Below are 23,422 nucleotides of genomic sequence, written 5' to 3' on the forward strand. Positions count from 1 at the left end.
AAGCAGCTTCGCCCGCGAATTGTCGCAGGTAGCAGGTCACGATTTTAGGACACGAGCGGTCCCGCGTCCCTGCAAGCAGGCGCTATGCTGACGCTCCTGCGGTCGTGTGCGGGAACCTGAAAATCGAGGCGCGAATTGGCCTCCGGGCGAGCCCTCCGCTTTATGCGCTACCTATGTTTTTGGGGTGGGGTCATATCCCCATCGGCTTCAATCTCGTGCACGAATGACCCCTTTGCGGCGCTTCCAGAATCCGGGATTTTGAAAATTGGTGCCATTCTCGGGAGATAAATGGGTGCCGGCAGCAATCCTGCGGGTGTCCTGAAAAGAAGAAACCCGCCCTGTGCGGGGGCGGGTGCCTTGCTTTTTGGGCGGTCATCGCGTCCCCGCTGTACCGCTATATGATGGTGCCTGTCGGCGGAGCCAACGACAACCCCGTCCTTGCTTTTTGTCCATATCCCGGGGGAGCCAAGCCGATGGCGCGGCGGGGGCTGGCCCCCAAGAAAATAGTCCGCATTGGGGTGGATTCCGGTCAGTCAGCTTTCGGGTACTATCAGTTCAGAGCGGACATTCGGTCGATACCGGCAGGTGACGCTCAAACGTGGATCGCGGCCCCCACAAGAGCACAGGCCAGCAGCACTTTGATCATCCCGACCTTGAAGCCAAACACTGCGATCACGGCGGCTGCAGTGAGAGCGAGCGCCGTCCAGTCAAGTGTTTGGAAAAGTGGCACTTCTATCTCGGTTCCAAGACCGCGCCACGTCGTCACCTCGCCGAACAGGGCGTGCATTGAGAACCAGATGGCGAGGTTCATGATGACACCGACGACTGCGGCCGTGATCGCCGTCATCGCTCCCGTGAGTGCTAGGTTGTCGCGCAGTCTCTCGATGAACGGCGCTCCGAGAAAAATCCAAAGGAAGCACGGGATGAACGTGACCCAAGTCGTCAGGATCGCGCCGAAGGTCGCAGCCCCAAGCGGATGAAGACCGCCCGCCTCGCGATAGGCTGCGAGGAACCCAACGAACTGGACGACCATGATGAGCGGGCCAGGCGTCGTTTCGGCCATGCCGAGACCGTCCAGCATCTCCCCGGGCTCCAGCCAGCCAAGATTCTGCACCGCCTCCTGCGCGACATAGCCGAGCACGGCATAGGCCCCGCCAAAGGTCACGACCGCCATCTGGCTGAAGAAGACCGCGAGCTGGCTGAAGACGTCGTCTTGGCCAAGGACAAGCACGAAAGCGGCGACCGGGACCAGCCACAATGCCAGGAGAACGCCCGATATGCGCAGCGACCAGCCTATATTCGGCTGGGCGTGGTCAGGCAGACGGTCGCCGAGCGCCGTATCTGTATCGGGAACCGTCGAGTCCTTACCAGAACCATGCCCGCCGCCGAGGCGAAACCAGTGGGAACCCGACCGCCCGCCGACATAGCCGACAAGTCCAGCAGCAACGATGATGATCGGGAAGGGAACGTTGAAGGCGAAGATGGCGACGAAGGCGACGATGGCGATGCTAACCACTGCCGGGTTTTTCAGAACGCGGCCGCCGATCCGCAGCACGGCCTGCAGCACGACGGCAAGGACAGCCGCCTTCAGGCCGAAGAACAGGCCTTCGACCACATCGACTTCGCCATAGATGACATAGACGAAGCTCAAGGCGAGGATCGACAGGAAGCCGGGGAGAATGAAAAGGACGCCCGCGACGAGCCCGCCCATCGTCCGGTGCAGAAGCCAGCCGACATAGATCGCCAGCTGCTGCGCCTCGGGGCCGGGCAACAGCATGCAGTAGTTGAGCGCATGCAGGAACCGATGCTCGCCGATCCAACGCTTCTCCTCGACCAGGATCCGGTGCATCACGGCGATCTGTCCCGCCGGACCGCCGAAGCTGAGCGCCGCGATCCGCGCCCATACGCGCACTGCCTCACCGAACGGGATGTCGTGGCCTGGGCTTCCGGCGGCCGCCGGGTCGGTCTTGGTGATCTGATCCATCTCAGGCTCCCGCCGACTTCGTGTGCGGCCAGTTGTGGGTTTCGCCGGTCGCATCCCTGCACCAGCGATAGAAGGCGTCGTAGAGAAGCATCCCGGCATCGAGCTGTTCGAGATCGTCGGCATACATACGCGACAGTCCAAGCGATGCCGCCAGAAGCCCTGGAGCCTCGGGTGCAAGGTCCGGACGCGCGGTATCCGCACCCCGCACGATCGTGGCAAGCCGTAGCAGCGGTTCGGTCGCGAGGCCGAATTCCTCGATCATGATGTCGAAGGTGCACAGATCGCCGCGATGGCTCCAGAAGACGCCGTCGATATCGAAGGGCGCGCCGCCGAACCGCTCCGCCACCGCAGCGACTTCGGCCGGGGTGACGAACAGGATGATGGCATCGGGATCGACGAACCGTCGGATCAGCCACGGGCACGCGATCCGGTCGATCTTCGGCCGCGCTCTTGTGACCCAGACAGTCCGCCCCTCGATGTTCTGCTTCGGGCCATTATCGGTTGGAACAAGCGGCTGGCCTGCATCACGCCATGCATCGAAGCCTCCTTCGAGGATTTCGGCGGCGATGCCGTGGGCGCGAAGGAATGCCGCGACGCCTTCGCTCAGCCTGTGCCCCTGCTGGCAATAAACCACGGCGGGGCCATGCACCTTTCCGATCCAGTCGGCAAACTGATCTGCGCTTCGGCGTCGTGCGGATGGAATCAGTCGGGGGTCTGCGCCGAAATCCGCGTCCGTTCGGACGTCGATCAGCGTCGGGCATTTCGGCGTGCCAACGAGACGAGAGAGTTTTTCAGGAGAAATGGTCGTCGTCGAAGACATGATGCGTCCTCCCGTTTCAGGGTTTCATGGACGCGATGCTTGGGCTGACGCCTCGTGGGGAGACCGCATGTCCCCATGGCTGAATCCTTTCTCCCTTCATGATCCGGTTGTCAAGACGAGACCATTGTCTGGAACGCGATCAGGACCAGGATCACCCCGGCGAGTCCTTCGACCGCACGGCCTGTCCTATCGAGCAACCTCGGGCGCGAGGCGATCAGGGCGGCAATTCCCTGCCGGAAGACGATCGTTGCCACCGCAACTACGGAAAGCGTCGTAGCGACGCCGAGCATCATCATGGCCGCAAAGGCCAACCCGGCCTCCGTGACGCCGCGCTGGATAGCGAAGATCATGACGAACAGCGTCAGCGGGCAGGGAATGAGCCCCGCAAAGAAGCCGACGAGCGTTCCCTTGTTTTTGCCGATGCCATCGACATGGCCGCGAAAGGCGCGCCAGATCATCCAGAGCCCGATCAAGCCCAAGAGCCCACGGCTGACATTCTCCATGGCAGGGGCGCGGCCGACGCTGCCCAATGCGATCGAGACGAGCGGGAGCGACAAGACGGCGATGATGACGGCCATCAGAACATGGGTGAACGACAGCGTGAGCGAGACCACGAGGCCACGCGCGACCGACAGAGACGATCCGGCAAGATAGGTAGCGAGGACCGCCTTGCTGTGGCCAGGCGTCAGCGCATGGACCGCTCCGAAGATGATCGCCATTGGAAGGAAGGTCGCGAGTTCGAACCATCCCCCACCCGCTGCGAACTCCCGGATCGTGTCTGCGAAGGTCAGGTAGATGTCGCGCTGGATGTCGACCAGGCCTTGCATGAACGCCGTCATCGCAACCGATCAACGCTCATGGACGGATGTTCGGCCAGGAGGCGTGCAAATCGTCGATCACGAATGGATGGGCATGTCGGTGCCGCCCCTCCGGATGCCCTTCTCCCCAATGCGGGTGCGACATCGGAAGGGCCTCGTGGCTGTGTTCGATGATCTCGGGATCGGCAGAGGGCCAAAGATACATTGCTACCACCGTGCCGACCGTGGCGATGATCGTCAGCAACATGGCTGTTGCCGACAAACCGAAGCTCGCGCCCGCCCATCCCGCGAGTGGATAGGTGACCAGCCAGCAGGCGTGCGACAGGGCGAATTGGGCCGCGAACAGTGCCGGACGGTCTTCGGCATGGGACGAACGACGCAGCAACCGTCCCGAAGGCGTCTGCGCAAGGGAATAGCCGACGCCGACGACGAACCAAACGAAGAGCAGCACATCAAAGGATTCGATGGCCGTCGCAGCCAGGGTTGCGACGGCGAGAATGGCCGCCCCCGCGAGCATAACCGGCCGGTCGGGCAAACTGTCGAGAAGCCGGGGCAGCGCCAGTGCGACGACCATCGAACCGCCGCCGAAAGCCGCGAGCGCCATCGCCGTCTCGCTCTGGCCAAGGCCGAAGACGGCCTGCACATAGACCACCGTATTGACGATGACGACCGCGCCCGCGGCTGCAACGGCCATGTTGATCGCTAGCAGCCCGCGCAGGCGCGGTGTCGCGAGATAGATGCGGATGCCCCGCGTCGTGCGGTCGTAGATGCCTCGCGGGGCGCTCGGCTTCGGGCTCGGCAGGACGACTGTCAGCACCAGCGCGGCCGACACGAGGAAACCGACGACCGTCCCGGCGAACAGGCTGTGGAAGCTGATGACCGTCAGAAGCGCAGCGGCGATCATCGGACTGACGAGGCTTTCAAGGTCGTATGCCAGCCGCGAAAGCGACAGCGCCCGCGTGTACTCCTTCTCGTCCGGAAGCACGTCCGGGATCGTCGCCTGGAAGGTCGGTGTGAACGCGGCCGAAGCCGATTGCAGCGCGAAGATCAGGACGTAGACCTGCCAGATCTCCGTGACGAACGGCAGGAGCACCGCCACGCCTGCCCGGACGATGTCGAGCGCGACGAGCGTCGCGCGGCGCGGCAGCCGCTCGGCGAAGGCCGCGGCGACCGGGGCGACGCCGACATAGGCCACCATCTTGATCGCCAGCGCCGTCCCGAGCACCAGCCCGGCGTTCTCGCCCGCCAAATCGAAAGCAAGCAAGCCGAGGGCGACCGTGGCCAGCCCCGTTCCCAGGAGAGCGATGATCTGCGCCAGGAACAGGTGACGGTAGGTGCGGTTCGCAAGGACGTGCAGCATGTCGGACCTTCGTCGGATGTCTTCCCGAAGCATCGAAGACAATATCGTGGCCATTCTACGGGGCAACGGCCTTCATCTCGCCCCAGAATCACGGGAAAGGTTTCGTTAACTACCGAGGGGTATCGCTGGCATCATGATCGGCCGTTTGCAAAGCGTCGCGTTGCGCGTCGTCATCGCCTGCGCGATGGCGGTGTCGCTTTTGCTCGCGCCGACCGGGGGATCATCTTCCCACGACCCGCACGCACTCGCGCAGATCGAAGCCGAGCGTCATCTGGAACTGGCAGCCGAAATCGCCGAGCACGGTCACTCGCATGACGATGGCTGGGACAGCGAGAGAAAGCCCGGTCACCTGCATGGTCATAACGCTGCCGATCACCTGCACGACACGCCAACCTATCCGCCGTCCGTGGCCACGCTCTTCGTCCGGACAAGCGATGCCTGGCGCGTTAGCGCCTTTCCCGAATCCTTGCCCGTCCGAATCTTCGAATTGGACCGTCCGCCGCGTGCTTAAGTGACCGCTGACCCTGGATCAGGGGCGACGTTCCTTCTCAACACGGACACCATTTCCATGAGACGACCACCATCTGCGGTGGGCAGCCGGACGCTTGGCGCGTTCGCTCCCCATCTCACGTCCGGGCTGCTTGCGCTCGGCATGATCCTCGCCTTCGCATCCTCCGCCTTCGCCCATGCGGTGACGGCGGGCGATCAGGGCTACATCCAGGAAATCAGCGGGGTGAATATCATCCCGTTCATCTATCTGGGGGCCAAGCACATGGTCACCGGCTACGACCACATCCTGTTCCTGCTCGGCGTAATCTTCTTCCTCTACCGGATGCAGCACATCGCCATCTACGTGACGCTGTTCGCCATCGGTCACTCCACGACCATGCTGCTCGGCGTCTATTTCAACATCGGCATCAACAGCTACATCATCGATGCCATCATCGGTCTGTCGGTCGTCTACAAGGCGCTTGACAACATGGGGGCCTACCAGCGCTGGTTCGGCTTCCAGCCCAACACCAAGGCTGCGACCCTTATCTTCGGTCTGTTCCACGGCTTCGGCCTGTCGACCAAGATTCTCGAATACGACATCGCGCCAGATGGCCTCGTGCCGAACCTTCTCGCCTTCAATGTCGGCGTCGAGATCGGCCAGCTTCTGGCGCTCGGCGCGATCCTGATCGTCATGGGCTTCTGGCGGAAAAGCTCAAGCTTCTTCCGTCACGCCTACACGGCCAACGTTGCGATGATGACCGCAGGCTTCCTCCTCTTCGGCTACCAAGTAGCCGGCTACTTCGTTTCCTGAATTTCCCGAAAGGACCTCACATGTACAACACCGACATGCCCACCCGTGCCGAACTTCCCTCCACGGCCAAGCTGCTCCGCTCGACCGGGATCGCCATCGTGACCGCAGGCGCTCTGCTCGTCGCGGTCGTCCTCCCGTCCGAATATGGGATCGACCCGACCGGGATCGGCTCCGCCCTGAACCTGACGGAGATGGGCGAGATCAAGATGCAGCTCGCCGAGGAGGCGGAAGCCGACGCCGCCATGGACGCGGCCGCCAGCGCAAACCCGGCCGCGACGTCCACCAGCACGACGCCCGCGCCCGCAGCGTCCGGCATACCAGCACCGATGGTTGCTCCCGTCGCGCCGCCCGCTCCTCCGGCACCGCCGGCCCCCGAGCGTCAGTCCAGCATCTGGGGCACGATCGGCGCATTGATCATCTCGCCCGCCGCCGCGCAGGAGCAGCGCCAGGACGAAATGACGATCACTCTTGCTCCCGGCGAGGGAGCCGAGATCAAGCTGACGATGGTGGAAGGCGAGATCGCGGCCTTTGCCTGGGTCGTGTCCGAAGGCGGTGCCGTCAACTACGACACCCATGGTGACGGCGGCGGCCAGAATATCAGCTACGAAAAGGGCCGCGGCGTTTCCGCTGATGAAGGCCAGTTGCAGGCCGCCTTCACAGGCAAGCACGGCTGGTTCTGGCGGAACCGCGGCGATGCGCCGGTTTCGCTGACGATCCGGACGAGCGGGACCTACACGGCCATTGAACGGCTCGTGTAGTTGTCACAGGCGGGGTGACGTAAAGCGCGCCATCCCGCCTTCAACGTCCGCTTACAGGACAGGCAAAGCAGCCAGTCTTTGTCGGTAATGGGGTCGCTTCCGGACGGTTCGCCGCTCCTAGTGCGAGCGTTAAATGCGGACTGGCATCGTTTCGCTTATGCGGCACATATCTGTCATTGTTCGCCGTACCGCGTGTTAGCAGCCACTAACCTACTTCGCTTTCGATCCAGAGGGTTTGTTATCCGAGCGAGCATCGATGAGCACAATGTCCCTGTGCCCCAACAGCCCAAGCTTTTTCAGAATGCGATTCACCTTCACGAGTTCGCTGGCGGAGAAATAGACAATCCCTTTTATCGAAGTCTGTGCATCGGCAGCGACCTCGTAGATCGCCGCTTGCTTTTTCAGGTTCTGCTCGAGTTTCGTGTTGCTTGCAATCTTAAGCTCAACAAGGTTCTTTTCTCGACCTCGTCCAACGTTAAAATCAACAGGACCACGGCCTGAGTTGGCTTCTGGCGTTAATGTCGATGATGTTCCGAACCAGACTAGGCGATAGAGGATCTGGACGTCTTTCTCCTTCCCGATCGGCTGGCCGTCCAAATAGAAAATGCGCCATCCATCCATGTCTTCGATGACATGTTTCAGGTACCCAAGTCGTACATGAGCCTCGCCGTAGGTGCCAAAACCCGTCTTGTAAAAGTCCGTTTTATCTAGAACAGGCTTGAGAATTTCGCGCAGCCGCTTTGAGAAGAAGATCTCGGTTGCAAGAACCTTTTCTGAGCTCAGGTCTACCGCATCCTCCCCGTGAATCTCTTTCAGCTTTATATAATAGTCGATGAGCTCGGGGTATTTTCGAATGGTGGCGGCTGCAGCAGCAGATCTTTCCTTCTGCGTGGCGTGGAGGTGCTTTTTGGGTCGCCTCGATAGCTCCAACTCAAAATAGTTGGTCACTGCCGCCCTCAAGGGACCATCGGGAATTGCAGTCGGGATTTCTTCGAAACGGCTGAGTAAGTCTGCGCGATTGATCCAAGTCTCATCCCGGGTCAGCATGTCCTTGGGTGTGAGCAGGACATAGTCGCCGTTCACATATGGCAACTGATATTGGCGTCGCTCCCATGCTTCGGTCGTGTAATTGAAGGACGCTCGATTGACCCAAACCTTGCGGGTGTATTTTCCGTCTAGGTGGGCAGCCGCAAAGGCCTCTGTGTACCTGCAGAGATAGTCCTGGATTAGGTTCGTTACGAAATCACTGATGTTGTCCCTTCCGACCCCATCGCTCACCAAGCATACCTTTTCCAGGTGGCTACTCTCGGTAATCTTCTCGTTTCCGAAATTCGCAAAGATGATATTGAGGTTGGCATGCAGTTCACGGGCGAAGTTCATCCCAAGACCGCTGCCGCCATTTCCGACAAGCGAGAATCCAAACCAGTTCTGTTTAACCTCAGGAAAGCAGTACCAGTTTTGCAATTGACCGTAGCTAACATGCCCGGCGGCAGCTCGATCCCGCAGGAAAACAAGATATTCAATAATCCGCTCGTGGAGTACCTGGTACTCATCCTTGTCGCTGTGAAAAAGAAGGAAAGGGTCGATGAAAAGAGGCAGATCGTTGACTATCGAAATGTCAAACGCTCCGTACTCCTCTAATTTGGCTCGATCCACTTCGAACGTATCACTGAAAAAAGTTCCCAGGCGACCCTCCTCGCGCTCGTGGTGAACAGTGCTAATCATTCCCTGCGCTAACAGTTGGCAGAGACTGGGCGAACGGTGAGTTTAGGGCAACACCAAAAGCACTCTGAAGGTCCGAAATGGGGGTCGGTACCCGTCATATCCGGTCAAAGCCCTTCCGTTGCTGCATCCTGCGCAGCGTCTTCGCGTCAACAATCTTTGCATTCTGCTCGATTTCGGGTCTCGGAGGCTTTGGTTCGTCTTCCAAACCGTCGCTCAGAATGTGCAAGATCTCATCCCAATCCCTCAAGGGACGGGCCGCAGGCCCTAACCTTGGGTCGGTAGGACTAAATGAAACCCCTTCTCTCAACCCTGCGGATTCCCGCTCCCAATACCATTCTTCCAACCCTCGCTGCACCTCTGCAACGTCTGGCCAAACCCGCTCTTTCGGCGGCGCTATCGGCTCCATTCGCATCACGGTAGTCAGCGTGTCGGGATCTGGCCGGGCCGGTTCCCGGCATTGCTCCCACTCCTCGACCTTCGCCCTTGCCGTTTCCTCGTCAACGATTTCCCATTCCTCGTTGTGCCGCAGCAGAATCTCTCCGCTCAGGTCGAAACCCGCGAGAGAGCCGTCAGGCCGTTTCGAGAACCGGAACCCCGCCTGCTTCAGTTCCTTGACGATGAAGCCCGCCGTTTTCCCCTGCCACACATCGAGGCCGACAGCGGCAGCCGCTTCAAGTAGTTCTATGCGTTTCGGCTTGGCTGAAACCCGGAAGCGCTCGACAGCGCCGACCACGCCGACGACCTCTTGCCGTGTCTCCTCGTAGACAGATTCCCGTGCTTCCCGCAGTGGGTACGGCGGAAGGGCATCCACCTCGCCAGTCTCGTCCATCGTCTCTCCACGGAGCCAGTCAAGTTCCTCTGGGGCAAGGTCACGATCGGGCCAGATGCCCGCCGCGACGGCCGCATGCCAGGCGTGCTGCGCTGCCTGTGCCGATTCTATCTGTGCCAGTTCCTCTATTTCAGCCGCTTCCAGTTCATCTGCTGCCGCCGCCTTTTCCTGACGGATTTCGACGGCGCGCCCCACGCACTGCGAGCACTCGCGCAACTCGCGCAGCGCCACCATCATCCGCACGTCGTCAGGGTAGTGAAAATCATCCTTGCCGGATTGCTCAATCCGCCGCTCTTCGCGTTTGAGATGCGCCCACAACGTATCCCAAATCTCACCCGGTGCCCGTGACGAATCCAGCCCAAGCCACGCATGAGTCCGCGCACCGCGCAGCCATTTCCAAGCCGCAAAACGGTCTTTGTCCTCTCCACCATCATCATCGGCTTCACCACCACCCAATTCCTCACACCGCGAGCCGTAGCGGGCGGTGTATTTGGCGATCGATGCTGCCGTTTCCTCTTTCCCGTCCTTGCCCTTTCGGGTCTTGTACCGGTTATCGTCATCGCCGATCACGGACGCATCGCAGCCCCGGTCCTCGCCCTCGCCATCACGATCCTCTAGGCTCGAAAACTCGCCCCGGAAACCGTCACAAACGGCCCGTGCATCTTCGAGCGTCGGTACGGCGATAAGGTAGTGCCGATGGACCGTCCCTGACTGCTGCGGCTGCGCGAACCACCAGCCTTGCGGACGCAATTCCCGCGAGCGAAGAAGAGCCATCACGCGATGGTGACGATCCTGAATCTCTTGCATAGCCTCATCCGGGCCGAGATTCAGATCGTGTTTCGAAGCCCTTGTTGTCTCATTCGTGGAGTGGCATACGTACTTTCCGGGCAGCGTCACTGTGATCCAGCAAACCCGCCATCCCAGCATCCCCCACCGCTTCAAGTTCATGTCGATCCAAAGCCGCATTTTTGCAGCTTTCGCCGATCGTGCATTCGCATCGACCTGAAGCATGGGAATCTGAACTGACGGATCATTTTTCTGGATCAGGACCAGCGCTGTCATGATCTCCCGGGTGCGGTCGCGATGCTCACGAAACCGCGACAGCGTGTAGTCGGAGACGTTCAGCGGCCGTCCGCGGACGTTGGGGCCGCCGACTGCCTGCGTCACCGCTTCGACGTATCCCATCGCCCGTTTCTGAAGGCGGCCGAGTCGTTTCCGCCACCATTTTTCGCACCGTCTTTTACGGTGGTCGGAACCGGAAAAATCGTCAGCGGGATACGCATTGGAATGCTTCCACGCAGCCGTACCCGCCGCATCGGCCAGTTCGAAGGCATCCATGTCGAGAATGTCAAAGTAGGTGAACGGCATCTCGTCCGCCTGACGCCATTCCCCGAACTTCTTCAGGATCGCGGCTTCCCTCCGTCTCCTATCCCATTCCGGCATCTTCCGTAGGAAGTCGCCGAATGCCTTTGGCAGCCGATCGGTGACGCTACGCTTGTCCTCGCGATCCGAACTCCATTTCGCTTCCTCTTCCTCGCTGATATCGGCGAGCTCAGTCGCTTGCTTCGCCCGATCCTTTTCGAAGGCAGCCTGAACGTGGGCCATCGTGGCGGCATGTGCGGCCCGCCTTTCCTCAAGCGTCAGGTCGGCGAGATTTGTGAAAGTCTCATCACCAGCCGACAGCGGCGGAACATCCGTAACGACCATCCTGTCGGCGGATTTCGCCGACGCGCGTTCGGCCGACGCCACATTCCGCAGCACGATTTCACGCGCAGCGCCGTGCCCGAGATATCCAAACCGGGAAAGCGCAGTTGCCGAAAAGCCCTGTGTTTTCGGGCCTTCGTCAACATTTTTGACTGCGGGGTTAAAAGGGTGGTGATGTCTGGCTGGGTGGGTTCCCAGCCGGGCGGTCACCTACAAGATGTAGGGGTCTTTACAGATGCGAACGCTTGAATCATCATCATCTTGTTGTTCCAAAAACGCTCCGTAGGGTTCCAGCCCAGTGACCGGAGCGTTTTTTATTGGGCCTGTCGGCCGAGCATGGGTCAACCCCTATCTAAATTCGAAATCTTCTTTCTGATCATGGCGACGGGTTCCCCTCGCTCTCTCCAACACGATTTTTTCTGCCACTCCGACCAAGGTCCTGATCGAGCCACTTGTCTCGATCATGCCCGGTCTGCGTAGCCCGAAAAAATAGTGCTGGAGCCTCCTCGCTCGGTGACAGTTCATCAGGCCGCTCTTCCGACTGAAGGTCGCCGCCATCCCCTATGGGCATGGCGGGAGAAGAGCCTATGCGGCCTGCTGCCCTATCAACCCGTCGCCCCCGCCCGCCTGCCAGTCCGGAACCCAAAAAATCATCCTGTCGGCCAATTTTCCTGAACCGCGATCGCTCACAAAAACGTGATCATCTCACACCGTTCGCCCTGTCTGCATCGGTCAACAAACTTTGCGAACGTGATGGTTTTTGCTGTGGTGGCCGACAGAAAATACTCCCATACTCTAGTGAGTGAAGGCAGAAATATTACTGTTTTCAGTGGCTTGGAGGAAGGGTGATGAGTACGAAGTTGGAGAAGGCGGCGAGGCTTCGGGAGCTTTTTGAGCAGATTGATAGTGCAGCTCTTGAGTGTCGCGAAATCATGAGGTCCGAGCCGATGGAAGATCGTTCCGATTGGAAGTGGTCACTCGACATCCATGAGTATCTGTACGGCCACGCAACGCCGACGATGACCCGGACCATCGAGCGGCTGGAAGCCGAGGCCGCCCGGGCGGCCTGACAGGAACAGCCGGGACCATTCCCGGCCTTCCCCCGAACGGCTCCCGCAGCCGTTTCGGAGAGGGCCGAAATCCTCGCTCAGAGACCACGACCATGAGGACACACGACGACATCAGGAAGGCGGAAACCGACGCCTATGCCGAGCTCAAAACAGCAGGAGACTGGGTGGACGCCAAAGGCGCAAGCCTTTTGGCAGCCATCCGCAAGTACGGCATCAACCATCCAGTGGTTGACGAGAGCTACTGCGGTTACCGCGACAAGCTGCGCGAACTGGACGCTGCCACAAAGCGCTGGCGCATAATTTTCGATCACATGAAAAAGGAAGGAATCTAGGCATGGAGGTGACGAACACAAACGCCCGTTTCACGAAGGGCGGACGCCCGAAATCCGACCCCGCCGACATTGACGCCCGCCGACGTGCTTTCCAAAAACTCCGGAAGCGGCTGGGTATGACCCGAGCCGATCTTGCAGCCCTTACCGGGCTTACCCCGGGGACCATCGGCAATTACTGTTCTCCCCGGAGCGCGAATGTCGCGCCGACCTGGAAAGCCATCGGCGTCATGTACGCCGAGGCCATCCATCGCGCGAAGGCGGCGGCCGCGATTGCCGAGGACGCCATGTTCCGGGCTGAGATCGATTTGCAGAACCTTGAGCGTCAGGGCATGGGTCCACAAGGACTGGCCGTTCCCGTCCTCATTCACGAGGGCGTGCCCATTCACGGTACTTTCAAACACGGCATGTATCGAATGAGATACTGGTACTCAGTCGTACCTTGCCCAAATATCGAAGCGGAAGAAGCTCAGGGGATGACGTTCGATGTTCGCCAGCTACCGGGCTGGCAAGAAGGCCGACCGCATATAGAGATCATCGAAGAGGCGATCGATGCGGGGCTCCTCTCCTTTCGATCAGTCGATGAAGCTTTTCTCGACCGAATGGCAGCCATCGCGAATGCGGACCTTCGCAAGCCTCGCGTGACCAGCGATGATGGTTTTCCATTCTGAGCCATTGTCGTAAGAAATCTGAAACAGGGCTTGTGGTCTGCAAAATTCCGCGCCAGCATTTTTGTAGGGCGCTCTAACGCCCGCCCTTCTGTCAGCCGCCGTGCAGGCGGCTCTGGAATATATCAATGTCAGTTCTTCCGCTGCACAAGCGGTCTTCTGTTGGAAGCGGCTCCCCGGAAACGAGGAGCCGTTTCTTTTTATGCGCAAGGATTCATCGTCCCAAAGTAATGTTGACATTTCTGACGCGTGTAATTGTTGACATTGCTTTCCGCATTGAGCGCGTAAAGATGAAATGCCGCTACCATAATTGTTGACATAATAATTATCGAGAAATGTCAAAAAACATTTTGACATATACTCCGCCGACAAGCACCATATCTATAGACGGTTGAAAACGGCCGTTCGGATGACAGAAGGAAAATTGACATGAGGAACTACGAATTCCAAGTCGGCGGCACCACCTGGACAGTCAACGAAGGCCCGGACTTGAGGGTCAACGGTCACCAGGTCACTGAATGGGAAGTCCGCAAGCACTGTGCAGACGAATTTGGACACCCGTACATGCACAAGCACCGGAACACGTACATTCCGCGCCGTGCCACGATCGCCCAGATCAAGGCCCACATCGCCGACAACTACGCTGGACAGGAGGAGGCAGCGTAACCGCTGCCCCTGTCACTCACAGAACAAAAGGAGAATCCCATGTACTTGACACTTGCCATCATTGCCGTAGCCGCCTGCATGGTTGCCGGTATCGGCTACAAGCTCGGCCGCAGGCCAGCCCTCTTCGACACCAGCCGCTTGCCTGCTGGCATGCGCTTCTCGTCGCAGGAAACGTCGGCTATCGGGGCCGTCATCCGTTTCCACGGCCTTCTCGCAATCGCTGGGTCTCTCATCGTCGCGATGGCTTATCCGTTCTTTTTCTGATGCCTCGCCTTGTCCTTTCCAGAGGGCTGGAAAGGAGCGGGAGCGGCACCAACCGCCAGAAACCCAATAGGAGCATTCGATGACATCTACCCTTGGACCCATCGCTGGAATTTCGGCCACCCTTAATTTCCAGCAGGCCGAAATCGAGCGTCTGCGCCGCCAGGTCGAGGAGCAGCAGGCCGAGATCGCTCGGTTAAAGGCAGCACTCGCAGCAAAGGAGACCGCCTGATGTCTCAACCCTTAATTCCCGCCGCCGAAAAGGCAGCCCGTAAAGCCAAGTTCGCAAGCCTGTTCCGCAAGCTGAACATGACCGCGACCGCGGCCTCGAAACTCATCGGCATCAGCTCCGCGAGCGTAGCGACATACGTTGCTCCGGGCAACGACCGCAGCCCGTCCGCCCACGCCCTCGAACGGCTCAGGCAGGTAGTGCTGACCGATTTGGAAGGCAGGGAAGCAGCGGCCCACGCAGCCGCCGCAAAAGCCAGCCAGACGCGCATTGAGTACCAGAAGGAAATCGCATGAGCCTGCACCACATCGACAACGCCTCCACACATGTAGAAGCCTGCGACACCGCCAGAGAAGCGATCAGCGCTGCCATTCAGGCCGTGAAGGGTGCAGCGAAATCTGGAACTCGCGTGAATGCGGAACTTGGCCAGGCATGGGCCGACATGCTGACGAACTTCCATCTTGGTGATCTGCCGAAAGCCGCGCACGAGCAATCCATAGCAGCAGACGGCGCATTGACATTGATCGCGGTCCACCATGGCGAGGATGCGAGGGAAAGGGCATGAGCACGTTCGATACTTGGACAAATCACCCTTGAAACTGCCACGGCCTCAGCCGATCGCCGCCGCTTCGCGGCTCAAGGGTCCGTGTTGCCCCTCCGGGGCTGCCCGCTCATCCTCCCTTGCGACCGCCTTCCGGCAGTAGCCGTTTGCGGTTAGATTTGAACAGGATATGAAAGGAAACGATCATGAACTTCGCCCCCGTCGCCATCTTCGCTCTCGTCGGAACTCCGGTTCTCTTCGTCGCTGGCATCATCTTCAACATCGCCAACGGCATTCCGCTCTTTTAAATCGTAACGGAGAAATCCGTTACGGTTCCTTCTCCAGATTTTTGGGGCAGACTTGCGTTGGTGACATCCTCGCAGATGCTGTTATCGATCAGGAACGGAGTTCCATCGTCGGACCAATCTTCGTTCAGCGCGCCCCCGAACTCGGCAGCCCAGTGAACGAAAATATCGGTACGGTTGACGGGCCCACCGCCCCACGCGGCGGTGCAAAGAGGGGCCAGACTTTCGGCCGTTACCGTGGTCGTCAAGATGCATCGGTCACTTGACCGAGGTGCGATCCCCGGGCATGCACCCGTCGCCCGGAAAGCTCCAAACTCCCGATCCCACGTTCCCGCGCCGAGGTGGAATCGAAGGCCGTCGACGTTCGAAAGGTGGAAGTCCGAGTTGTTGGCAACGAGGATTTCGCCGACGAATTGGTCGCCCACGCTCACTCTGCCGTTGCCGTCGATATCAACATGCTCAAAGCTGTCGAGGGAGATATCGAGGCTAGCAATATCGAAAGCCGGATTGTGGCTCGAGCACTCTGACAGCCGGATCAGGTCGGCCCGATCATAGCCGACATCCGGATCAGAAGGCAGCCACCCAGCGCCTTGCATGGCGAAAAGATAGGCCTCGTATTCGAAAGGCAGCGTGTCGGAATCCGGCACCTGTACGGAAGCCCAGCAAACATCGTCGGCCGTAATCGTGTGCGAGAGAGTGCATGTGCCTGATGTCCAGGCACCGATGTGCCCGCATGATCCAGAAGCTTCGAACGGCCAGAATCCAGCATGGAACATCAGCCCCGCTGATGCCATGGGCGTGTCGCTGTCGTTGGTAATCGCGACTTCCGCGAGAACGCGATCCCCGATGCCGATAGCGTTGCCGATGTCTTTGGTGACGTCGAAGTAGGTCAACTCGAACCTGACTCCCGATCCAGAAGCTTCCTCGTCCTCATCATCGGCGGGAAGCTCTGGCGCGATCGGCAGCGCAGATGTGGAAGTGATCGTTCCCGCTTTCGCACGGAAGACAAACCGGGGTTCCTCCTGGGCGAATGCGGGTGCGGTGATTGCGATGGCTGCCATAGCAGCGGGTAGAAGTCTTTTCATTTTAGTTCCCTATATGTTCTGTTGATTGCGTAAGCTCCGCCGCCCGCATCGAGCGGCGAAGCAATCTAGCTGCGTGAGGTTATGCCGCCTCCGGAGCTGCCTTTGCCGCCGTCGTCCTTGGTGTTGTCGCCATTGTTGCGAGGTAGACCAGGAAGGCCGGGCATGCCACGGCCAAGGACGGCCGCAGCGCCGCCCGCGACGGCAGCGAAGAAGGACTTGTCTGCGAAGCCGTGAGCGCTGCCGCCGAACCAAGTGATGATTTTGTCCGGGATGTGGAAAATCTGGCCGAAGATATGGACGACCAGATACATCGACAGGAAGGTGATGACCGCCAGCCCAACGATGAGCGCCCCAAGACCCGGTGCGCTTCCGCCCGTCTGTCCGTAGAACGCGGTAGCCCAAAACAGTTCCAGCCCACCGACAATCATGGGGAGCAGTTCGAAGCAGGCCATGAACGCCAGCATCCCCAATACTGGCATGAGGAAAACGTTGAACAGCAGCATCGCGCCCATTTTGGACTGTTCGGCAAGGAACTCCTCGCCGCTCAGACGGATGAAGGAGAAGGCCCAGACCACGAGGGCTATAGCTGCTTCCAAAACCGCCAGGAGCCAGAGCGCAGCGAAAACCCACATATAGATGAATGGCAAAATCGGCAGGATGTATGCCCGCACCGCACCGATGATCCAAAGCGTTCCGAGCGGGGCATAAAGCCATGTCGAGAACCAGGCCACCGCCCCGTCCGCGCCGAACGCGCTGCCGATCCAGGATGCCGCACCCATGTTCAGTCCGGCGACGGCAACGATCCCCCCATACGCGATCCACATGAAATAGTGCCCGCTGGAAACTTGGTCCCCGATCGGGTCGGACTGCCGCATCCGCTCGACGGTCGAGAGGCCGTTGTCAGATCCTGAGGAGTACCAATTTAGAACCCATTCGCTGAGCGGCCGCGTAATCGTCGCTATGGCTCGTGTGAGAAAATTGGCGTCGTCATCGGCAGCCGCTGCAAGGTCCGACGACGTGACCCCAATTTCTGCTTCCTGACCGATGAGCGCGTTGCGTAGCGTCTCCAACGCCGCGTGCAGGTGCTCCCGGTTCGCGCTGCCTGTTTCGCCGAGCCGTACCGAGATCCTGTCGTGCTGCTGCCCGGTCATCGCCGCAACCTGCTGCGATCTTGCTGAGACATGCCCCCACCACATGCCTGCGGTAGCAACACCCTGCTGCCGTGCGGCATCGACCAGCCGTTGCCGTGCCGCTGCCGCGTCCTCATCCAGATTCATTGCTTTATCGACGGCGACGACGATTGCTGCATCGTACTCGTCGCCAAGCGTCCGAAACTTCTGTGCCAGTTCAGCAGGCAGATGGCCGTTGAGGATCAGATCCATCGTCTGCTCGACAGAGAAGATGTGATCACGGCGTGAGAAGAGCTCACCGAACGGCTCCGCCAGCTCACGCGCGCCTGTCACAATTTTGGAAACCGCTTCTTCGCGCTCGGTTGTGAAAGCTTCGTGCCCTTCGAGCTTCATCATCGTCACTGCGCCGCAATTGTTGCCGTAGCTCCATTGCTGAACGCCACCCATCGCCGTCCCCGAAGGCGAGGGCATGATGATCGGCGCAATTCCGAAACGTTGCGCCATTGCGTTGTAGACGGCAGCGCAGATTTCAGATTCCAAAATGTCATATGAGAGAGCGCGGCCGCCCGGGCTTTGCGGAGCAATGCGGACGTTCTTGCCCGCCGCATAATCGACGTAGGATACCCACGTGCTGTCCGACAGATTGATTGCAGGCCGTGCAATGCTGTCGCGAAGAATGTGGTGTGCCGTCGAGAAATTCATCGCAATTGGAACCATCATCCCGAAGCCAGCCACAATGCGGAGGGGCATCCAAACATTCAGATTGAGATCGAGGCGTTGTTCTTTGTAAGCGGCGCGAACGATCATCGCGATGACGTGCCAGCCCAAGAATAAACTCGCAGCGAACATGACCGATGACGAGAAGATCGCCATCGCAAAACCCCATGCGGACGACGAGTCGGCTGGCAGCAGCCAATTCACCCAAGCCCACAGAATGTTGTGTTCGGATGGGGTCGCAAAGAGGTCACCCGCTTTCATATCAACTACTCCTGGGGCTCAGGCACCGCCACCGCGACTCCCGAATCCTGAGTTTCGGCAACAGCAAACGGCCCGCCTTCGAAAAGCTTTCTGTCCCTCGCAGCTACGAAGTTTGTCACGAGCGATCGAGCCGCATCGGTCGAAATCGTGCCCCTGTCGATCGCAGCCAGCAGCGCCCCGCCAAGCACGATTTTACGTCTTGTATCCTCCCTTCGAGCGGCATCCTTCAATTTCTTCTGTGCCCGCGCGAGGTCGGATTCGACCTTAGCTTTCTGCTGAAGCAGCCGCTTCTCCCGCTCCCTGATTTTCTCCATATCCAGCATCCCAAAATCTCCATCAGTTGAATGCTGCCGGCGGTTTCCGCCGACCGACTTTGAAGAATCCGCAAGACAAAAATGTTGCATTCTTCAGTGATAGCGACAGGAAACCTCGTCCGAATTTCTGTCTCTTCTATAAGTGTTTGCCGAGAGCTTGAATTTCACAAGTCGTCAACTAAACATCGTCAGTACGGACGCCGAAACAGTCCCCCTGACCAAGGGCGCGCTTAAGCATCGTTCCGATGCAGCACGCCCGCAGGGCCAGAGGTCGGTGACGACAGGAGATGACGACGATGAATCAAATTCACATCGACTACATGCGGTATCCCGACGACCGGGTTTCAGGACTCAGCGCGCGAGGTCTCACCGACTCGCAGCTTCGCCACTACGCGATGGAGGCCGGTTTCGGCGTCGTCGGCGATCCAGAAATATCGACCGTCTATCTCGGCAGCCGTCGACATATCGAACGGCTTTTCCTGATCCTGGAAATGTCCGGATACGAGATCGCAGCCGACGAGTACGAGATCCTTGGCGTGGGGCAGGCTCGATGAGAAACCCAGATTCGCTCCTTGCACTCATCCTGCAATTCTTCGCCCCCGCCGCAATCTTCCTCGCGGTTCTCGGTGTCGTCGGTGTCGGCGGCTACTTCGTAGTCGCCACCATCGCAACTTTCGCCCTTCATTTCATGACTGCCGAAAACGCGGTCCTTCTCGGCCTCCTGGCCGCATCCGCTGTGACGCTCCTCATTCTCCGGGCGCTGCCGAAACCGCCATCCGAAAATGGAGATTTCAAATGAGCATTCCAAAATTCTTCGCTGGCATCGCCGCAGCCTTCGCTTTCGGCAGCGCCGTCTTTCTGGCGCTCGCATTCTTCGCTCCGCCTGTCGGAGTCGATCCTGCCGCATCCCTTTTCTCAATGGGGAGCGTGGTCGCCGTGATGGCTATGTCATTCCCTCTCATGGCACTTCTGTACGGTCTCGGCGCTTTGGTCGCCAATTTGATTGCCCGCATCTTTCCGAGCCTCGACATGGACGAGGAGGGCGTACCGTTCCCGGTAAGGGAAATCATCAAGCTAGCCGTTGTGGTCGGGATCGTCGTTGCGGCCACATTTATGACTCGGCTCAGGGGCGGGGATTCTGCTGCAACGCTTCCCTCACTCATGAGCCCGTTCGGGTCCTTTACTCCTCTCGTCCTTCTCGTGGCATTCCTGATGCTGGTCGATCAAATGAGGAGCATGAACAACTTCTCCAGGAATCTCTCTTCCAAAAGGGAGGATTCCTGATGGTCATCGGTCGCAAGCAGATGGCCCGCCGACGAATGAAAGTCGCGGAGAAAGCCCACAGCGAAAACCTCGCCGCCGTCCTTTCGATCGCCGAAGATTTCCTTCGTGACCAAGCCACTAGGCACGACCTGATTTCTGCTGTCGTCACGGCTCGCGTGTCTCACTTAGCTGCTAGCGCCGCAGCCAGCACCCATGAGCGGATTGCGGCCGAGGCCACTGATCACGAAGAGGGGGAAGAATCTTATGTCTGAATCCCCCCGTGAACGTCAGGAACGCGTCGTTATCGGCGCTCAATACATGCTTGGCAACGACGGGTTCCGTCACCTGCTGGAAGAGTATTTTGGCGGCAAGATTCCGGCCATAGACACGGGTGCATGGTCTCAGTTCGTCATGGCAATGCACCTTGCTCCGGTCACGAACCGACCCAAGCCCTTTCAGCCATATCCGAGGTTCCCCACTGCACTCGAAACGGCAGGTCACTTCTTGCCGTACGACGTGCAGTCGGCTCGTTCGCCATCGCCATTCTGGATAGGATTCTGGTCGGAGTGCCAAGCCCCAACACCTTATCGCGAGGACGGTAACCGACAGGCATGGGAAAACGGCCGCGAGCTTGCCAGGACCAAGCATGCCGAGACCTACCGCCGCTATGTCGCGAAATGCCAAGAAGCGGAGCGGGCTGCATGACAACCTCCCTCCCGCCCACGGAAGCTCTGTTCCATATGACGGCAAAAGTCTTCAAGCGGAGCGAAGGCCGCAGCGCTGTTGCAGCAGCAGCATACCGCAGCGCCAGCCGCCTGCACGATGCACGTACAGGCCAGGATTTTGACTACCGCAACAAGCCTGTCGTCATGTCCATGCTCGCGTGCCCGCCCGACGCGCCGGAGTGGGTCAGAGATAGGGAAATGCTCTGGAATCGTGCCGAAGAAGCCGAACGCAGAAAAGATGCCGTCGTTGCGAGGGAATGCGAAATCAGCATCCCACGAGACATCCCGCAGCACCAGTGGCAGGCTTTCGCCTACGCCGTGGCAGCCGCCTACACAGATGTAGGCGCGATTGCGGACATCGCAATCCATTGCCCCGCTGACGCTTACGGCGAGCCGCAGCCCCACATCCATGTGATGCTCACGACCCGTTCGCTGGACGCTTCGACCGAGTCCGGGTTCTCCAAGGGCAAGAACGACGCCCTTGCGGGAATCTTCGAAAGCGGAGGCCGTCGAGGCGGCACCAAAGGGGAGTCCCTGAAGGTTGAGCGCGCCCGTGTAGCTGCCGTTATGAATGAATTTCTCGCCGCAGCAGGTTCCGAGCGCCGGGCATCTCACGAGTCGAATGTCGATCGAGGCATCGAACGCGAATCCGAGCCCACGCTCGGAGAGCAGCGCATGCACGCTGTCAAAAACCGCAAACGTCACGACCGGAAATCGGCGCTGGTTTCTGGCATGCGCAACGCGAAGACTATCGAAAATCTCAGAGACACAATTGAGGAGGAACTGATGCAAACGAACCCTAAACACCAGATCGAGAACGGCTTGAAACCCCGCCGCAAGCAGGATTTTAAGGCAAAGCTTTTGCAGGACCGGTTCCCGGGCATCGAAGGCATCGACATCGACGCGTTGCATATGATCGATATCCGCCGTCCCGACATCACCAAAATTTCCACCCGCGATGGCGGCTGGGTAGAAGTGCAGGGACGCCGGGTCCGCCGCTATGGCACCCCTGGATATGCGATCCCGCTTGCCACAGCATTGGCTTCTCACGTCGGTGCGAACGAGATCGAACATCTGGAAGAGCAGCAGTCCATCCAGAAGAAGGGCAGCGGCATCCGCGCGCGCCGTAAGACCGACGATGCTGCACCCGAGGTAGCAATGCCGCAGGTCGAATCCTGCGCAGATCGGTGGCGTTCGCGTGGCTATTTCGACATCACCGAGAGCCCAGACGGATGCTGGATCGCTATTGGCTCTTGCCGCATCCAGGACCTTGGTGACGAGCTTCGAATCCACGGCAAATGCAACGATGCCGCTGGACGCGCTTTGTTGCAAAAAGCGATCGACGAGTGGGGTAGCGAAGTCGAAATTTACGGCAGCCGCGAGTTCAAGGACTCCATCTGGCGCGAAGCGCAGCGCAGCGGAGTCCAGGTCTTCGACCAGGCCACGGGCCAACTCTACGAGCCGTCCGCCGATGTGAAAAAGGCCTTCGAAGCCGACCGTGTGAAGGCGGTGGCCGATGTTGTCGACCTTGCCGACGTGAAAGCCGCCAAGGCCGTCGCCACGCTCGTCAAGGAAGCCGCATCGGGAGAGGTGGCAGCGCTCGCGAAGCTCGAAATGAACGACCAGGAACTTGTGGATTTCGTCACCCTCCATCTGGACGACGATCAGCGCGCGAAACTCGCAAGCAAGCCCGAAAGTGCAGTTATCGATGCTTTGCCTCAGTTCCGTGAATTCGGCAGGCTGGCTCGTGAAGCCGATGACGAGAAGGGCAAATCCCGAGCAACCGGACCGCGCCCCGTCACCGCTCCACCAGAATTCGGCGATGTCACGCAGGACAACGATTCGCTTGAGGCCCGTGCCGAAATGGCGAGGGCCTTGGCGATCGGTGCGGATGACGATGAGCTGGCTGACGATGGCGACGAGATCGACTACGTAGCCGAGGCCAACAAGCGTCTGAACCGGGAGGCCGATCGCAAGCACGACCGGAAGCCATTGTGACCAGGGCGCGCGATAACGAAACCAGACTCGGAGGTGGCGTGCATCATGCACTCCGCCGCTACATCGTCGCCCGGGCCAGTGGTCGGGAGCATGCCGAGTGGGCTCGATGGGAACCCGAAGCCAAGGGCTGGGTGGGTTGCACTGAAATCGAAACTCAGGGCTATCCGTCGTACCGCGTCCGTACGCCAGGGATGCCATGGTGCAGCTATCTCGGCCGTGACACGACAATCGCCGAAGACGCCGAACTCGCTGCCTTTTTCGAAGCTCACGTCGATCCGGGTTTCGGCTTCACCCCATTGCGAGGGCAGGTTTCCCGTCGCCGTCGAACCTGCCTCCGCGAATGGAAAGCGCGCGGTCGCGAATTGCTCGACCGCGCCCGGGCGCAGCGCGAAGCACCTGATATCAGACCGAAGGCCCTTTTAGCCGACGAGTTCGCTGCACCAGGTAAAGGTTTGCGGTCTCTGAAAAAAGCGAAACGCGCCGAATAGGAAACATTTCAAGCGCTCAAAGGGGTGTTCGTGGCCCCTCTTGAGTTTCATAGGGTGACCCCACGTCGGAA

At 59.5% G+C, this 23,422-nt stretch carries 27 protein-coding genes; 18 read left to right on the plus strand and 9 right to left on the minus strand.

The features are described 5' to 3' along the window. Positions 1 to 592: 592 nt before the first annotated feature. The 4 genes from chrA to GTW25_RS02680 form a co-directional block, all read right to left on the minus strand. On the minus strand, positions 593 to 1,984 hold the full coding sequence (gene chrA / locus GTW25_RS02665) for a chromate efflux transporter (protein WP_252910422.1): 1,392 nt from the start codon (positions 1,982 to 1,984) through the stop codon (positions 593 to 595). 1 nt (position 1,985) lies between these two features. Next, complete coding sequence (locus tag GTW25_RS02670) at positions 1,986 to 2,804, minus strand: chromate resistance protein ChrB domain-containing protein (protein ID WP_252910423.1); 819 nt, start codon at positions 2,802 to 2,804, stop codon at positions 1,986 to 1,988. Between the two features lie 110 nt (positions 2,805 to 2,914). Continuing rightward, positions 2,915 to 3,631: a HoxN/HupN/NixA family nickel/cobalt transporter gene (locus tag GTW25_RS02675; protein WP_252910424.1), complete on the minus strand. Its 717-nt coding sequence runs from the start codon at positions 3,629 to 3,631 to the stop codon at positions 2,915 to 2,917. 28 nt (positions 3,632 to 3,659) lie between these two features. After that, positions 3,660 to 4,982: an MFS transporter gene (locus GTW25_RS02680; RefSeq protein WP_252910425.1), complete on the minus strand. Its 1,323-nt coding sequence runs from the start codon at positions 4,980 to 4,982 to the stop codon at positions 3,660 to 3,662. A 133-nt stretch (positions 4,983 to 5,115) separates the two neighbouring features. On the opposite strand from GTW25_RS02680, the gene GTW25_RS02685 reads away from it, so the two are divergent. The 3 genes from GTW25_RS02685 to GTW25_RS02695 are packed head-to-tail and all read left to right on the plus strand — an operon-like array spanning position 5,116 to position 7,043. Next, a complete protein-coding gene (locus GTW25_RS02685) occupies positions 5,116 to 5,493 on the plus strand; it encodes a hypothetical protein (RefSeq protein ID WP_252910426.1) in 378 nt (125 codons plus the stop codon). Between the two features lie 57 nt (positions 5,494 to 5,550). Then, positions 5,551 to 6,285: a HupE/UreJ family protein gene (locus GTW25_RS02690; RefSeq protein WP_252910427.1), complete on the plus strand. Its 735-nt coding sequence runs from the start codon at positions 5,551 to 5,553 to the stop codon at positions 6,283 to 6,285. Between the two features lie 20 nt (positions 6,286 to 6,305). Beyond that, positions 6,306 to 7,043 carry a hypothetical protein gene (locus GTW25_RS02695; RefSeq protein ID WP_252910428.1) on the plus strand — a complete coding sequence of 246 codons (738 nt, stop codon included), beginning with the start codon at positions 6,306 to 6,308 and terminating at the stop codon, positions 7,041 to 7,043. 210 nt (positions 7,044 to 7,253) lie between these two features. Here GTW25_RS02695 and GTW25_RS02700 read toward each other — a convergent pair whose 3' ends face one another. Both GTW25_RS02700 and GTW25_RS20620 read right to left on the minus strand, forming a co-directional pair. Continuing rightward, complete coding sequence (locus tag GTW25_RS02700) at positions 7,254 to 8,768, minus strand: DUF8370 family protein (RefSeq protein ID WP_252910429.1); 1,515 nt, start codon at positions 8,766 to 8,768, stop codon at positions 7,254 to 7,256. A gap of 94 nt (positions 8,769 to 8,862) precedes the next feature. Further along, on the minus strand, positions 8,863 to 11,511 hold the full coding sequence (locus GTW25_RS20620) for a replication endonuclease (protein ID WP_372493036.1): 2,649 nt from the start codon (positions 11,509 to 11,511) through the stop codon (positions 8,863 to 8,865). A 638-nt stretch (positions 11,512 to 12,149) separates the two neighbouring features. Here GTW25_RS20620 and GTW25_RS02715 point away from each other — a divergent pair. The 8 genes from GTW25_RS02715 (at position 12,150) to GTW25_RS02750 (ending at position 15,089) form a co-directional block, all read left to right on the plus strand. After that, positions 12,150 to 12,371, plus strand: coding sequence for a hypothetical protein (locus GTW25_RS02715; protein WP_252910430.1), 222 nt, complete (start codon positions 12,150 to 12,152; stop codon positions 12,369 to 12,371). 92 nt (positions 12,372 to 12,463) lie between these two features. Then, entirely contained in the window at positions 12,464 to 12,703 is a 240-nt protein-coding gene (locus GTW25_RS02720) for a hypothetical protein (protein ID WP_252910431.1), read from the plus strand. A 2-nt stretch (positions 12,704 to 12,705) separates the two neighbouring features. Further along, positions 12,706 to 13,371, plus strand: a complete 666-nt coding sequence (locus GTW25_RS02725; protein WP_252910432.1) for a helix-turn-helix domain-containing protein — start codon at positions 12,706 to 12,708, stop codon at positions 13,369 to 13,371. 426 nt (positions 13,372 to 13,797) lie between these two features. Then, positions 13,798 to 14,034, plus strand: a complete 237-nt coding sequence (locus GTW25_RS02730; RefSeq protein ID WP_252910433.1) for a hypothetical protein — start codon at positions 13,798 to 13,800, stop codon at positions 14,032 to 14,034. Positions 14,035 to 14,073: 39 nt separating this feature from the next. After that, complete coding sequence (locus tag GTW25_RS02735) at positions 14,074 to 14,298, plus strand: hypothetical protein (RefSeq protein WP_252910434.1); 225 nt, start codon at positions 14,074 to 14,076, stop codon at positions 14,296 to 14,298. A gap of 79 nt (positions 14,299 to 14,377) precedes the next feature. After that, positions 14,378 to 14,527 carry a hypothetical protein gene (locus GTW25_RS02740; RefSeq protein WP_252910435.1) on the plus strand — a complete coding sequence of 50 codons (150 nt, stop codon included), beginning with the start codon at positions 14,378 to 14,380 and terminating at the stop codon, positions 14,525 to 14,527. Then, positions 14,527 to 14,820, plus strand: a complete 294-nt coding sequence (locus GTW25_RS02745; protein ID WP_252910436.1) for a hypothetical protein — start codon at positions 14,527 to 14,529, stop codon at positions 14,818 to 14,820. The genes GTW25_RS02740 and GTW25_RS02745 overlap by 1 nt, the downstream gene beginning before the upstream one ends. Beyond that, a complete protein-coding gene (locus GTW25_RS02750) occupies positions 14,817 to 15,089 on the plus strand; it encodes a hypothetical protein (protein WP_252910437.1) in 273 nt (90 codons plus the stop codon). The genes GTW25_RS02745 and GTW25_RS02750 overlap by 4 nt, the downstream gene beginning before the upstream one ends. A gap of 280 nt (positions 15,090 to 15,369) precedes the next feature. Here GTW25_RS02750 and GTW25_RS02755 read toward each other — a convergent pair whose 3' ends face one another. The 3 genes from GTW25_RS02755 to GTW25_RS02765 all read right to left on the minus strand — a co-directional run bounded on the left by GTW25_RS02755 (position 15,370) and on the right by GTW25_RS02765 (position 18,886). Continuing rightward, positions 15,370 to 16,455 (minus strand): hypothetical protein, encoded by a 1,086-nt coding sequence (locus tag GTW25_RS02755; protein WP_252910438.1) that lies wholly within the window; start codon positions 16,453 to 16,455, stop codon positions 15,370 to 15,372. Positions 16,456 to 16,520: 65 nt separating this feature from the next. Beyond that, complete coding sequence (locus GTW25_RS02760) at positions 16,521 to 18,563, minus strand: DotA/TraY family protein (RefSeq protein ID WP_252910439.1); 2,043 nt, start codon at positions 18,561 to 18,563, stop codon at positions 16,521 to 16,523. Positions 18,564 to 18,568: 5 nt separating this feature from the next. Then, on the minus strand, positions 18,569 to 18,886 hold the full coding sequence (locus GTW25_RS02765; protein ID WP_252910440.1) for a hypothetical protein: 318 nt from the start codon (positions 18,884 to 18,886) through the stop codon (positions 18,569 to 18,571). A 287-nt stretch (positions 18,887 to 19,173) separates the two neighbouring features. On the opposite strand from GTW25_RS02765, the gene GTW25_RS02770 reads away from it, so the two are divergent. Genes GTW25_RS02770 through GTW25_RS02800 form a run of 7 tightly spaced genes read left to right on the plus strand, consistent with a single transcriptional unit; the run spans position 19,174 to position 23,351 of the window. Beyond that, positions 19,174 to 19,431, plus strand: a complete 258-nt coding sequence (locus GTW25_RS02770) for a hypothetical protein (RefSeq protein ID WP_252910441.1) — start codon at positions 19,174 to 19,176, stop codon at positions 19,429 to 19,431. Then, positions 19,428 to 19,676, plus strand: a complete 249-nt coding sequence (locus GTW25_RS02775) for a hypothetical protein (protein WP_252910442.1) — start codon at positions 19,428 to 19,430, stop codon at positions 19,674 to 19,676. Before GTW25_RS02770 ends, GTW25_RS02775 begins: the two co-directional genes overlap by 4 nt. Beyond that, complete coding sequence (locus GTW25_RS02780; RefSeq protein ID WP_252910443.1) at positions 19,673 to 20,161, plus strand: hypothetical protein; 489 nt, start codon at positions 19,673 to 19,675, stop codon at positions 20,159 to 20,161. Before GTW25_RS02775 ends, GTW25_RS02780 begins: the two co-directional genes overlap by 4 nt. Further along, positions 20,161 to 20,412: a hypothetical protein gene (locus GTW25_RS02785; RefSeq protein ID WP_252910444.1), complete on the plus strand. Its 252-nt coding sequence runs from the start codon at positions 20,161 to 20,163 to the stop codon at positions 20,410 to 20,412. The genes GTW25_RS02780 and GTW25_RS02785 overlap by 1 nt, the downstream gene beginning before the upstream one ends. Continuing rightward, the gene (locus tag GTW25_RS02790; RefSeq protein ID WP_252910445.1) at positions 20,405 to 20,845 is read left to right on the plus strand and encodes a hypothetical protein; all 441 of its coding nucleotides are present in this window, start codon (positions 20,405 to 20,407) and stop codon (positions 20,843 to 20,845) included. Before GTW25_RS02785 ends, GTW25_RS02790 begins: the two co-directional genes overlap by 8 nt. Then, on the plus strand, positions 20,842 to 22,863 hold the full coding sequence (locus GTW25_RS02795; protein WP_252910446.1) for a MobA/MobL family protein: 2,022 nt from the start codon (positions 20,842 to 20,844) through the stop codon (positions 22,861 to 22,863). The genes GTW25_RS02790 and GTW25_RS02795 overlap by 4 nt, the downstream gene beginning before the upstream one ends. Positions 22,864 to 22,901: 38 nt before the next feature. Further along, complete coding sequence (locus GTW25_RS02800) at positions 22,902 to 23,351, plus strand: hypothetical protein (protein ID WP_252910447.1); 450 nt, start codon at positions 22,902 to 22,904, stop codon at positions 23,349 to 23,351. Positions 23,352 to 23,422 lie beyond the last annotated feature (71 nt).

Source organism: Aliihoeflea aestuarii, assembly GCF_024105665.1.
In the GTDB taxonomy this organism is placed as follows: domain Bacteria; phylum Pseudomonadota; class Alphaproteobacteria; order Rhizobiales; family Rhizobiaceae; genus Aliihoeflea; species Aliihoeflea aestuarii.

Coding starts and splice junctions, on each gene's coding strand:
- GTW25_RS02715 (WP_252910430.1), top strand. CDS start 12,150: ATGAGTACGAAGTTGGAGAAGGCGGCGAGGCTTCGGGAGCTTTTTGAG.
- GTW25_RS02725 (WP_252910432.1), top strand. CDS start 12,706: ATGGAGGTGACGAACACAAACGCCCGTTTCACGAAGGGCGGACGCCCG.
- GTW25_RS02780 (WP_252910443.1), top strand. CDS start 19,673: ATGAGCATTCCAAAATTCTTCGCTGGCATCGCCGCAGCCTTCGCTTTC.
- GTW25_RS02675 (WP_252910424.1), bottom strand. CDS start 3,631: ATGCAAGGCCTGGTCGACATCCAGCGCGACATCTACCTGACCTTCGCA.
- GTW25_RS02790 (WP_252910445.1), top strand. CDS start 20,405: ATGTCTGAATCCCCCCGTGAACGTCAGGAACGCGTCGTTATCGGCGCT.
- GTW25_RS02690 (WP_252910427.1), top strand. CDS start 5,551: ATGAGACGACCACCATCTGCGGTGGGCAGCCGGACGCTTGGCGCGTTC.
- GTW25_RS02695 (WP_252910428.1), top strand. CDS start 6,306: ATGTACAACACCGACATGCCCACCCGTGCCGAACTTCCCTCCACGGCC.
- GTW25_RS02755 (WP_252910438.1), bottom strand. CDS start 16,455: ATGAAAAGACTTCTACCCGCTGCTATGGCAGCCATCGCAATCACCGCA.
- GTW25_RS02785 (WP_252910444.1), top strand. CDS start 20,161: ATGGTCATCGGTCGCAAGCAGATGGCCCGCCGACGAATGAAAGTCGCG.
- GTW25_RS02720 (WP_252910431.1), top strand. CDS start 12,464: ATGAGGACACACGACGACATCAGGAAGGCGGAAACCGACGCCTATGCC.
- GTW25_RS02680 (WP_252910425.1), bottom strand. CDS start 4,982: ATGCTGCACGTCCTTGCGAACCGCACCTACCGTCACCTGTTCCTGGCG.
- GTW25_RS02765 (WP_252910440.1), bottom strand. CDS start 18,886: ATGCTGGATATGGAGAAAATCAGGGAGCGGGAGAAGCGGCTGCTTCAG.
- chrA (WP_252910422.1), bottom strand. CDS start 1,984: ATGGATCAGATCACCAAGACCGACCCGGCGGCCGCCGGAAGCCCAGGC.
- GTW25_RS02670 (WP_252910423.1), bottom strand. CDS start 2,804: ATGTCTTCGACGACGACCATTTCTCCTGAAAAACTCTCTCGTCTCGTT.
- GTW25_RS02775 (WP_252910442.1), top strand. CDS start 19,428: ATGAGAAACCCAGATTCGCTCCTTGCACTCATCCTGCAATTCTTCGCC.
- GTW25_RS02795 (WP_252910446.1), top strand. CDS start 20,842: ATGACAACCTCCCTCCCGCCCACGGAAGCTCTGTTCCATATGACGGCA.
- GTW25_RS02730 (WP_252910433.1), top strand. CDS start 13,798: ATGAGGAACTACGAATTCCAAGTCGGCGGCACCACCTGGACAGTCAAC.
- GTW25_RS02750 (WP_252910437.1), top strand. CDS start 14,817: ATGAGCCTGCACCACATCGACAACGCCTCCACACATGTAGAAGCCTGC.
- GTW25_RS02700 (WP_252910429.1), bottom strand. CDS start 8,768: ATGATTAGCACTGTTCACCACGAGCGCGAGGAGGGTCGCCTGGGAACT.
- GTW25_RS02740 (WP_252910435.1), top strand. CDS start 14,378: ATGACATCTACCCTTGGACCCATCGCTGGAATTTCGGCCACCCTTAAT.
- GTW25_RS02735 (WP_252910434.1), top strand. CDS start 14,074: ATGTACTTGACACTTGCCATCATTGCCGTAGCCGCCTGCATGGTTGCC.
- GTW25_RS02770 (WP_252910441.1), top strand. CDS start 19,174: ATGAATCAAATTCACATCGACTACATGCGGTATCCCGACGACCGGGTT.
- GTW25_RS02745 (WP_252910436.1), top strand. CDS start 14,527: ATGTCTCAACCCTTAATTCCCGCCGCCGAAAAGGCAGCCCGTAAAGCC.
- GTW25_RS02685 (WP_252910426.1), top strand. CDS start 5,116: ATGATCGGCCGTTTGCAAAGCGTCGCGTTGCGCGTCGTCATCGCCTGC.
- GTW25_RS02760 (WP_252910439.1), bottom strand. CDS start 18,563: ATGAAAGCGGGTGACCTCTTTGCGACCCCATCCGAACACAACATTCTG.